Raw genomic sequence first — 10,780 nt, 5'->3', positions numbered from 1 at the left:
GCTACTGGACCTCAAGGTGCTCAAGGTAACACAGGTGCTACTGGTGCCACTGGCGCTACTGGACCTCAAGGTGCTCAAGGTAACACAGGTGCTACTGGTGCCACTGGCGCTACTGGACCTCAAGGTGTTCAAGGTAACACTGGTGCTACTGGCGCTACCGGACCTCAAGGCGTTCAAGGTAACACAGGTGCTACTGGTGCTACTGGCGCTACCGGACCTCAAGGCGTTCAAGGTAACACAGGTGCTACTGGTGCCACTGGCGCTACTGGACCTCAAGGTGTTCAAGGTAACACTGGCGCTACTGGCGCTACTGGACCTCAAGGTAACACAGGTGCTACTGGTGCCACTGGACCTCAAGGTGTTCAAGGTAACACAGGTGCTACTGGCGCTACCGGTGCCACTGGACCTCAAGGTGTTCAAGGTAACACGGGTGCTACTGGCGCTACCGGTGCCACTGGACCTCAAGGTGTTCAAGGTAACACTGGTGCTACTGGTGCCACTGGCGCTACTGGACCTCAAGGTGCTCAAGGTAACACAGGTGCTACTGGTGCCACTGGCGCTACTGGACCTCAAGGTGTTCAAGGTAACACTGGCGCTACTGGACCTCAAGGTGCTCAAGGTAACACAGGTGCTACTGGTGCCACTGGCGCTACTGGACCTCAAGGTGCTCAAGGTAACACAGGTGCTACTGGCGCTACCGGACCTCAAGGCGTTCAAGGTAACACAGGTGCTACTGGTGCCACTGGCGCTACTGGACCTCAAGGTGTTCAAGGTAACACGGGTGCTACTGGCGCTACCGGTGCCACTGGACCTCAAGGTGTTCAAGGTAACACAGGTGCTACTGGACCTCAAGGCGTTCAAGGTAACACAGGTGCTACTGGCGCTACCGGTGCCACTGGACCTCAAGGTGTTCAAGGCAACACAGGTGCTACTGGCGCTACTGGACCTCAAGGCGTTCAAGGACCAACGGGTGCTACCGGCGCTACTGGCATAGGAGTTACTGGACCTACTGGACCTTCTGGTGGACCTACCGGACCTACTGGGCCTACTGGACCTAGCTTCCCTATAGCAACAATTGTTGTAACAAACAATATTCAGCAAACAGTACTGCAATTTAATAACTTTATTTTTAGTACTGCAATTAACGTAAACAATATTATCTTCAACGGCACAGATACAGTTACTGTTATTAACGGTGGTATTTATGTAATTAGCGTATCCATTTCTACAACTGCGCCAGGATGCGCTCCACTCGGAGTAGGAATTTCAATTAATGGAGCAGTCGCAACTGATAATTTCTCTTCAAATTTAATAGGCGACTCACTTTCATTTACTACAATCGAAACATTAGCAGCTGGTGCAAGAATTTCTGTTCAATCTACTCTTAATGAGATTACGATCCCTGCGACAGGAAATACTAACATCCGCCTTACTGTATTTAGAATCGCTTAAATTTCATGATATATTGTTTATGACAAATAAAAAAAGAGCGAGGAAACTCGCTCTTTTGTTGTTATGTACAATAATTCATTACTATTCTAATTCAATTGAAACATTTTTTTGTGGTACAAATGTGGAGATTGCATGTTTATAAATAAGCTGCTGCTTACCTTCTGTTTCCAGCAGGACTGTAAAATTATCAAATCCTTTAATTAGTCCACGAAGCTGGAAACCATTTAATAAGTACAGCGTAACAAACGTATTTTCTTTACGGAGTTGATTTAAAAACTGATCTTGAATATTGATTGATTGCTTCATGTCGAATCCTCCTCTTTTTCTCTACTTACTATTATTCGACTTTACTTGTAACTTTCCTTCTATGTATCGTAAAATTTCTGACGTTTTTTCACCGTCTGTAACATCAAACCACGTGACATCCATTTTATTACGGAACCACGTTAATTGACGTTTTGCATAACGACGCGAATTCGTCTTTAATTGTGACACCGCATCTTCTAAAGAGGCTCGATTCTCAAAATAATCATAGATTTCTTTATATCCAATCGCTTGAATAGATTGACAATCTCGTATCCCTCTATTATACAGCCCTTCTACTTCCTCTAATAGGCCTTGTTCCATCATCAAATCCACTCGTAAGTTAATGCGATCGTATAGCATTTCTCGATCCATTGTCAAGCCAATTAATGAAACATCATAGAGTAACTCTTTTTCTTGTTTCTCAATTTGTTCACTCATTTTTTCACCCGTCGTGTGGAAAATTTCTAACGCCCGAATGACACGTCGTACATTATTTGCATGAATACGCTCCGCACTTTCTGGATCTACTTCTTGCAATTTTTCATGTACATATTCCACACCGCGTTCTAAAGCTAACTTTTCCATTTGCTCTCGGTATATCACATCACCAGCATCATCTGTAAACTGATAATCGAATAAAACAGATTGTATATAAAGACCGGTCCCACCAACTATAATTGGTAATTTACCACGTTCTGTAATTTCTCGAATATGCTTGCGAACACGTTCTTGAAATTCCGCGACAGAAAATGAATCTTCCGGATTTTTTATATCGATCATATAATGTGGAATTCCGTCCATCTCTGCTTTTGTTACCTTTGCGGTTCCAATATCCATCGTTCGATAGATCTGCATGGAATCACCACTAATAATTTCACCGTTCAACGCTTTGGCAAGATCGATACTTAACTTCGTCTTTCCAACAGCAGTTGGTCCAATGATGACAGCAACTTTTTCACGTTGCACTTCTCCCATATCATTCAACTCTCTTTATGTAATATACTCCATCTATTGATTATACCCAATCTTACCAATTTTAACGGCATGATTGCAAGTTCTTTCATTTCGGTACATGAAATTATACAGAAAAAAGAACATAGTTTGTCCAATTCTGCATATACATGATAAAAATAGTTTCGAGAGGATGAGTTAACTATGAAACAATCCACCATCAATTTTTCATCTTTGACAAAAGACCTCATTTTAGCCACTTCTACAAAAGAACAAAATTGTTCACAAGAGGAATTATACTTCGCCCTAAATTGTTTACTACGGGCTTTTCATTCTACTCTCCATGAAACAACATTACATCCAGAAAATAAAAATACAGAATATATACAAACGCAATTTTGCAGTGCATATAAAATTATTACAGGTAAAACTATTTATCCATTTCAATAATCCATAAAAAGCGGCTGCTTACATAGTTTCAAGCAACCGCTTTTTATATTAATATCGATAACCTATTGTATAACTTTCACTTTTACAGATTTGCGCCCCCAGCTATTAGCACTACCATCTGAACCGACTAATACATCAATACGATTTCCTTTAATCGCACCACCGGTGTCTCCAGCAATCGCTTCTCCATATCCTTCTACCCATACTTTTGATCCAAGCGGAATTACTTTCGGATCAACAGCAATTACTTTCATATTTGGATTTGCTGTTAAATCATGCCCCATTGCAGTTAATACACGACCACCATACGAACCATTCTCACTCGGATCTGCTGTATATGCCGTCGCTTCTACTGTAATTTCACGACCACCAGTAGGCGCACTTGTTTCAGTAGATTTTGCAACTGGTTTTGCAGCCGGTTTTTCTTTTACCACAGGTTTACTTGATTCTACATTCTTAATAGAATCGTTACTCTTAACAGACTCTTTATTCTTAACTACTGTATTATTTTTAACTGGCGTATTTGTTCTAGCTGGCGCTTCTTCTTGAGCTACAACCTCTTTCTTTTCGATTACAGGTGCTGTTCCTGTTAAAAATGGCACGTGAACATATCCAACTTTTCCATTGTAGTCGAATTGTAACCATTCATTTTGAACTTGATTCGTCGTTTCAATCACATCATTTTTATTAAGTTTACCTAAAATTTCAGAATCAGTATTCGCTCCAGCACGAACATTTAATACGCCCGCCGTTACATAATATGTGCTCTTTGTAAAATCGGCACTTACAAACGCTTCCTTACCGTTCAACTTAATTTTTGTCCATCCATTTTCTGTATTTATAACATCTAGTGTATTCCCACTGAACACTTTACCTACAAGCTTTGACTCTACATTTGGGTTTTCTCTAACATTTAATACGTCTGTTGTTACAATTGTTTCCGCTTTAGCAGAACCCGCAAAAATCCCAAGACCAAAAACTGCTGCTGTTGCTATACCTAATAATTTTTTCATGAATAGCCTCCATTTGCTTTGTTTTCGTATTTTCATTATAGCAACAGATTTTTAGAATTTTTAGAAATCACACAATTACAAAGCATTCGTAATATACGATTAACGAGTTGTAACATAAATTTCCATATTAATAAAATGCATTTCTAATACAATCTCCAGTGGTTTTCATATATTTTTCATATACGAGCACAAGAACTTTTTTCCAGAAAAAATTACAGTGTTACTTTTTTGTTACAAAAAATTCACAATTCGTTACATCTTTTACCAAAAAACATCAATATTCAATTGTTAACCTATTTTTTTGTAATAAAAAGAGAGCAGCTACTAAAAACTGCTCTCTTTTTATTTGTTATTGAACTTTCTTTTTCCAAACACCTAGCGTAACAGCCGAGACAATTGTTCCAATTAATATAGAGAAAATATATAGTAACGGTTTATTTACTAACGCTATTACAAATAATCCACCATGCGGTGCCGGTAATGTAATTTGGAATAACATAGATAACGCACCTGCAATACTTGAACCAACAACACAACTTACGATTACTCGAACCGGATCTGCAGCTGCAAACGGAATCGCACCTTCTGTAATGAACGACGCTCCCATAATATAATTTGTTAAACCAGATTTACGTTCCGCTTCTGTAAACTTTGATTTAAAGAATGTAGTTGCGAATGCAATCGCAAGTGGTGGTACCATCCCACCAGCCATAACTGCTGAGTGCACTCCAAAATTCTGCGCTTCTATTGCAGCAATACCAAACGTAAATGCCGCTTTATTAATTGGCCCCCCCATATCAATTGCCATCATACCACCTAAAATAAGACCTAGTAATATAGCATTCGTACCGTTTAAACCATTTAACCACCCTGTCAACATTTCATTTAATGCTACTACAGGCGGAATTACTACTTTTTGCATTACAACTCCTGTAATCAATAATCCAAAGACTGGATATAACAATACAGGTTTAATTCCTTCTAATTGTACTGGTAGTCCTGAAAATAATCTTTTCAACCCTAAAACAACATATCCAGCTAAGAAACCAGCAATTAATCCACCTAAAAATCCAGCATTCGCATTCGCCGCTAAAAATCCACCTACAACACCAGGCATAAAACCAGGACGATCAGCAATAGAACTTGCAATAAATCCAGCTAAAATTGGTACAAGGAATAAAAACGCACCTGTTTTTCCTCCACCAATTGACATGAACAATTCAGCTAAAGGACCTTCCGCCTTTATACCACCAAACGAAAACGCTAGCGCTATTAAAATCCCGCCACCAACAACGAATGGAAGCATATTACTTACACCGCTCATTAAATGCTTATAAATTCCTAATCCTTTTTCTCCCTCAATACTTTCTGATTTCCCGTCCTCTTTTACACCTTTAAAGATTGGTGCATCTTGTTTGACAGCTCGCTTAAGCAGATTTTCCGTTTTTCGAATCCCATCAGCAACTGGCACTTGAATGACATGTTTACCAGCAAAACGATTCATTTCTACTTGTTTATCCGCCGCAACAATAATAGCTGTTGCACGTTCAATATCCTCTTTCGTTAAACCGTTTTTAATACCTGTTGATCCGTTTGTTTCAACTTTAATCGCTATTCCTAACTCTGTCGCTTTTGCTTTTAAGCTATCCGCTGCCATATATGTGTGAGCGATTCCAGTTGGACAAGCTGTAACAGCAAGTACGTACGGTTCATTTCCTTCTGGTTTTGCGACTTCAATCTCTTCTTCTTTTTCATTCTCTTTTTCATCAAATAGTTGAAGAAGCTCACTTTCATCCTTTGCTTCTAATAGTTGCTTGCGAAATCCTTCATCCATTAATAATGTCGATAAACGAGACAACGTTTCTAAATGAGTATTATTCGCTCCTTCACTTGCAGCAATCATAAAGAATAAGTGTGCTGGCTGTCCGTCAAGCGACTCATAATTGATACCGCTTACACTTCTACCAAAACAAATCGATGGTTGTTTAACAGCCTTTGTCTTCGCATGAGGTATTGCAATACCTTCCCCTATTCCAGTCGTACTTTGGGCCTCCCGCTTTAAAATAGCTTCTTTAAATTCCGTTTTACTATTTAAACGATTTGCCCCGTTTAATTTCTCAACTAATTCATCTATGACAGCTTCTTTATTTGAAGCTGTCAAATCCATAATGACTGTATCCCTTTTTAATAGTTCTGTAATTTTCATATGTTGCTTCCCCCTATCGCTTAGCTACAATTACTTGCGACAATAATTCTTCTACTTTTTCCTTCTTACATAAATCAGCTGAAAATGCTGTTGCACTCCCTGTTGCAACGCCGTATTGAAATGCCTTTTCAATATCTTTTGTCTGTTCATATTTGCCTACAAACCCTGCAACAAGAGAATCCCCGGCCCCAACTGAATTAATTACAACACCTTTTGGAACAGTCGCTTCATATATACCTTCTGCCGTAAATAATAAAGCTCCCTCTCCAGCCATCGATACGATAACGTATTTTACACCTTGTTCAATTAATTTTCTTCCATAAGGTAAAACGTCCTCTACTGTTGAAAGCTCCACTCCAAACAACTCACCAAGTTCATGGTGGTTTGGCTTAATTAAAAATGGCTTATTTTTAATTACATGTTGCAGTGCACTTCCACTTGCATCTACTACTACACGAATACCTTTTTCAGCTCCAAACGCAGCAATTGATTCGTAAAAGGTACTTGGAATAGAAACCGGTACACTCCCAGCAAGTACAACACAATCTCCAGGTTGCATACTCTCAATTTTTTTCATTAACTGTTCGAACTGCTCTTTTGTTACAATAGGACCTTGGCCATTTAATTCTGTTTCTTCTTCCCCTTTTATTTTCACATTAATGCGAGTATCTTCATCTACTTGGACGAAGTTTGTTGTTACACCTTCCGTCTGTAATACCTCTTTAATAAATTGACCAGTAAATCCACCAGTAAATCCAAGTGCTATATTTTTAACACCTAAACGCTGAAGAACACGAGAAACATTAATTCCTTTTCCTCCAGGAAACTTCATATCTTTTTCCGCTCGATTTATTGTTCCTAAATCAAAAGAAGAAACTTGCACTACATAATCAATAGATGGGTTTAAAGTAACTGTATAGATCATTGTTTATCAGCCTCAATTACATTGGTTTGTCTTTTATATTTTTCTAAATCAATTTCTAAATGGTTTGTAATAATATTTGCATCTTCAACATTTGCAATTTTCGCAAATGCAACTTCTGAAAACTTACTTTCATCAATTAAGAAATATCCTTCGTTTGCTAATGTTAATGCCATTTGTTTTAAGAGCGCTTCTTCTGGATCTGGCGTTGTAAAGCCAAGCTGTTCATGTACACCATTTGCACCTAAAAAACATTTATCAAAACGATACTTCTGCATACTTTCCTGTGCCATAGCACCGATTAAAGCTTTCGTCCTACTCTTCATCATTCCGCCTAGTAAATACGCACGAATATTATTTTCAACTAAAGCTTCAATATGCATAAGTCCATTCGTAACGACAGTAACATCTTTATTTATTAAAAATGGAATCATTTCAAATGTTGTACTTCCTGCATCTAAATAAATACAATCACCTTGTTCAATAACGCTAGCCGCATACTTAGCAATTTGTTGTTTTATTTGAATGTTTTTGGATGATTTTTCGACCATCGTTGGTTCTTGCCCTTTTCCTGTTAAAACAGCGGCACCACCATGAACTCTTTTTAATAACCTTTGCTTTTCCAATTGCGCTAAATCACGGCGAATTGTCGATTCAGAGCTTTCTGTTCTTTCAACTAATTGCTGTAATTTTACAACTTTCTGTTCTTTTACAAGTTGCAATATCATTTGATGACGTTCAGGAGTTAACATTTTATTCACCTCTTCTTTGATTACAGTATAATGAAAACGGTCACAAAAATCAACCGTAAACAATCAAAAATAATCAAAAACATCCAAAAACGTTTATAAACAGCAAAAAGAAACCTATTCGATCAAACAATCAAATAGGTTTCTTTTCTAAATTCACTTATAAAGAAGCTTTATATATACTTAAAACATCATCTTTATTTAATTTTTTAAAGTTACCAAATTCACCATACGCCATCGCTTTATCCGCCATTAAATCAATTTCATTTTCTCCAATAGCGTAATCAGATAATGTTACTGGCGCCTCAATTGAAGTCCAAAATTGACGTAACGCCTGAATTCCTTCTAACGCAATTTCTCGATCAGTCTTCCCATCTGTTTCTACATTGAATACTCGAATAGCAAACTGTTTAAAACGACTTACATTTTCCTCTACAACATGCTTCATCCAGTTCGGGAATAAAATCGCAAGGCCACCCCCGTGTGGTATATCATGAACAGCAGAAACTGCATGCTCAATATTATGAGTCGCCCAATCTCCTTTTACTCCCATTGCTAAAATGCCGTTTAACGCCATAGTACCACAATATAAAATAGTTTCTCTATGCTCATAATTTTCTAAATCACTTAAAAGCTTAGGAGCTGTCTCAATTACTGTTTTTAAAACAGCTTCACAATAACGATCTTGTAGTTCTGTATTCGTTCCATGATGGAAATATTGTTCTAATACGTGCGACATAATATCTACCATACCGTAAATTGTTTGATCTTTCGGTACAGAAGTAGTATGAACTGGATCTAAAATCGAAAACTGCGGGAAAGTAACCGGGCTACCCCATCCATACTTTTCATTCGTTTCCCAGTTTGTAATTACCGAGCCTGCATTCATTTCAGATCCTGTTGCTGCAAGAGTAAGTACAGTACCAAATGGTAATGCCTCATTAACAAATGTTTTTTTCGTTACAATATCCCATACATCTCCATCGTACTTACTACCAGCTGCAATTGCCTTCGTACAGTCGATTACACTTCCTCCACCAACTGCTAAAATAAATTCAACACCATTCTCTTTACAAATTTGAATCCCTTTCTTTACAGTTGATACACGTGGATTCGGTTCAACACCTGTTAATTCAAATACTTCTGCATTAATATCCTTTAAAATAGAAATTACATTATCATAAATACCGTTTCTTTTAATGCTGCCTCCCCCGTATACGAGAAGAACTTTTTTACCGAACTGTGGAATTTCAGTTTTTAACTGTTCTAATTGACCTTTACCGAAAATAAGTTTCGTTGGATTACGAAATACAAAATTTTGCATATTTCATTACCATCCCTTCTATATGAAAAGCAACTATACTTTTGTATACCATATTTTTTTCATTTCACAAAAATATTTGCTTAATAAAAAAATCCCAGCCTACAGGCTGAGATTTTTTTATTGGTAATAAGGTGAGATCATTAAGTAAACAATAACACCAGATAAACTTACATATAACCAAATCGGCATCGTCCAACGTACAATTTTACGGTGACGTGTTAATTGATTTGTAAAACCAAATACAAGCGCAAACAATGCAAGTGGTACGATAATTGCTGCTAGGATAATATGTGTAATTAAAATGATGAAATACACATATTTAATGAATCCTTCTCCGCCAAAATGTGTTGCCGGTGCTAAGTAATGATACGATAAATACGACACACAAAATAGTAAAGTTGTCGTAAATGCTGCAAGGATAAAACCACGATGCATTTTCACATTCTTTTTAATAATAGAGAATAACGCTGCTAATAAAAATACGAACGTAAAGCTATTAAAAATCGCGTTTAACATTGGTAAAATCGTTACATCAAAATGTACTTCTCCTTCATAGCCAACAGGTCCAAAGAACAAAAATAAAATAATCGCATTTACAATTACAGAAAGCGTTATCACAATAGGAGCATAGCTTTTCTGATTTGTTGATTGATCCACCAAAATGGTCACTCCCTCTTCCTTCAAGTATGTATACATAACCTCACTATTTTAACATATTATTCACAGTGTAAATGTGACAATAGTTTGACACAGCAAGACAAGACAAAGAAAAAAATCCTTCTTAATAAAACTTCTTAAGAAGGATTTTATCGCTTTATTATTCAAATAGCAATGCGATTAGTTTTTGTTAAAAAATGTATCGCTATATGCTTGAAAAATTTCAGACACTTGATATCCCATTAATGAAATTGCTGTTAATGAAAAGAAACCAATCATAAGAAATCGAAACCACATATAAATCTCCTCCTTGTATTTAGCTTAAAAAACATTCGCTATATTACAAGTTGAGTGGCACTCTTCATCGTCACTTTCCTTTTTCCTTACAATTGCTGTAATAAATCGAATCATAAAGAAAACTACAAAAGGAAATTGTTCGTAATTCACATTGGCATAGTTTAGCAACGGCTCGCGCTGCACATCGAACGGAGATGAGAAGGAATAGAACATACCTTGCTCTTCCATATATACAATTACAATTTTCATGCAAAATACGATTCCTAGAAACGAAACAATATCTTGCCATTCTGTCGTATATAACAGGTTATACAGCTCTAATACATACTCTTCCATCATCATCCCCCCTTCCTTTTTTACCATTTTGCTCGCCTTCGTATAAAAAGTCAAGAAAAAAGTTTATATTCACTATGACAATAGTAATTACTTGTTTCTATGATTATATATGATTCT

The 10,780-nt window shown here is 37.3% G+C and carries 11 protein-coding genes; 2 read left to right on the top strand and 9 right to left on the bottom strand.

What is annotated here, in order from left to right; genetic code table 11:
* Window positions 1-1,452 (top strand): Gly-Xaa-Xaa repeat protein (locus tag ACTFRM_RS19005; RefSeq protein WP_440043480.1); only part of this gene is annotated, 1,452 nt, incomplete at its 5' end.
* 81 nt (window positions 1,453-1,533) lie between these two features.
* On the opposite strand, the gene hfq is transcribed toward ACTFRM_RS19005, so the two are convergent.
* Window positions 1,534-1,758: an RNA chaperone Hfq gene (hfq, locus tag ACTFRM_RS19000; RefSeq protein WP_000813896.1), complete on the bottom strand. Its 225-nt coding sequence runs from the start codon at window positions 1,756-1,758 to the stop codon at window positions 1,534-1,536.
* 21 nt (window positions 1,759-1,779) lie between these two features.
* Window positions 1,780-2,733 carry a tRNA (adenosine(37)-N6)-dimethylallyltransferase MiaA gene (gene miaA, locus ACTFRM_RS18995; protein ID WP_000504926.1) on the bottom strand — a complete coding sequence of 318 codons (954 nt, stop codon included), beginning with the start codon at window positions 2,731-2,733 and terminating at the stop codon, window positions 1,780-1,782.
* Between the two features lie 180 nt (window positions 2,734-2,913).
* Between miaA and ACTFRM_RS18990 the strand changes: the two genes are divergently transcribed.
* Entirely contained in the window at window positions 2,914-3,159 is a 246-nt protein-coding gene (locus ACTFRM_RS18990; protein ID WP_000814429.1) for a hypothetical protein, read from the top strand.
* A 62-nt stretch (window positions 3,160-3,221) separates the two neighbouring features.
* Here ACTFRM_RS18990 and entD read toward each other — a convergent pair whose 3' ends face one another.
* From entD to ACTFRM_RS18955, 7 genes are all read right to left on the bottom strand, one after another.
* The gene (entD, locus tag ACTFRM_RS18985) at window positions 3,222-4,172 is read right to left on the bottom strand and encodes a cell wall-binding protein EntD (protein WP_000734610.1); all 951 of its coding nucleotides are present in this window, start codon (window positions 4,170-4,172) and stop codon (window positions 3,222-3,224) included.
* Between the two features lie 349 nt (window positions 4,173-4,521).
* Complete coding sequence (locus ACTFRM_RS18980) at window positions 4,522-6,378, bottom strand: PTS fructose transporter subunit IIABC (protein ID WP_000704606.1); 1,857 nt, start codon at window positions 6,376-6,378, stop codon at window positions 4,522-4,524.
* Window positions 6,379-6,391: 13 nt separating this feature from the next.
* Window positions 6,392-7,303: a 1-phosphofructokinase gene (gene pfkB, locus ACTFRM_RS18975; RefSeq protein ID WP_048535082.1), complete on the bottom strand. Its 912-nt coding sequence runs from the start codon at window positions 7,301-7,303 to the stop codon at window positions 6,392-6,394.
* Window positions 7,300-8,052: a DeoR/GlpR family DNA-binding transcription regulator gene (locus tag ACTFRM_RS18970; protein ID WP_048535084.1), complete on the bottom strand. Its 753-nt coding sequence runs from the start codon at window positions 8,050-8,052 to the stop codon at window positions 7,300-7,302. The genes pfkB and ACTFRM_RS18970 overlap by 4 nt, the downstream gene beginning before the upstream one ends.
* A gap of 157 nt (window positions 8,053-8,209) precedes the next feature.
* Window positions 8,210-9,373, bottom strand: coding sequence for an iron-containing alcohol dehydrogenase (locus ACTFRM_RS18965; RefSeq protein WP_088362769.1), 1,164 nt, complete (start codon window positions 9,371-9,373; stop codon window positions 8,210-8,212).
* A 117-nt stretch (window positions 9,374-9,490) separates the two neighbouring features.
* Complete coding sequence (locus ACTFRM_RS18960; RefSeq protein WP_000228315.1) at window positions 9,491-10,033, bottom strand: DUF420 domain-containing protein; 543 nt, start codon at window positions 10,031-10,033, stop codon at window positions 9,491-9,493.
* A 318-nt stretch (window positions 10,034-10,351) separates the two neighbouring features.
* Window positions 10,352-10,690 carry a hypothetical protein gene (locus ACTFRM_RS18955; RefSeq protein WP_002026213.1) on the bottom strand — a complete coding sequence of 113 codons (339 nt, stop codon included), beginning with the start codon at window positions 10,688-10,690 and terminating at the stop codon, window positions 10,352-10,354.
* Window positions 10,691-10,780: the final 90 nt, after the last annotated feature.

This window comes from Bacillus cereus group sp. MYBK227-1, assembly GCF_051916325.1.
Lineage (GTDB): Bacteria > Bacillota > Bacilli > Bacillales > Bacillaceae_G > Bacillus_A > Bacillus_A cereus.
The sequence above is the reverse complement of the archived record's forward strand: the minus strand, read 5'-3'. Positions and strand labels throughout refer to the sequence as shown.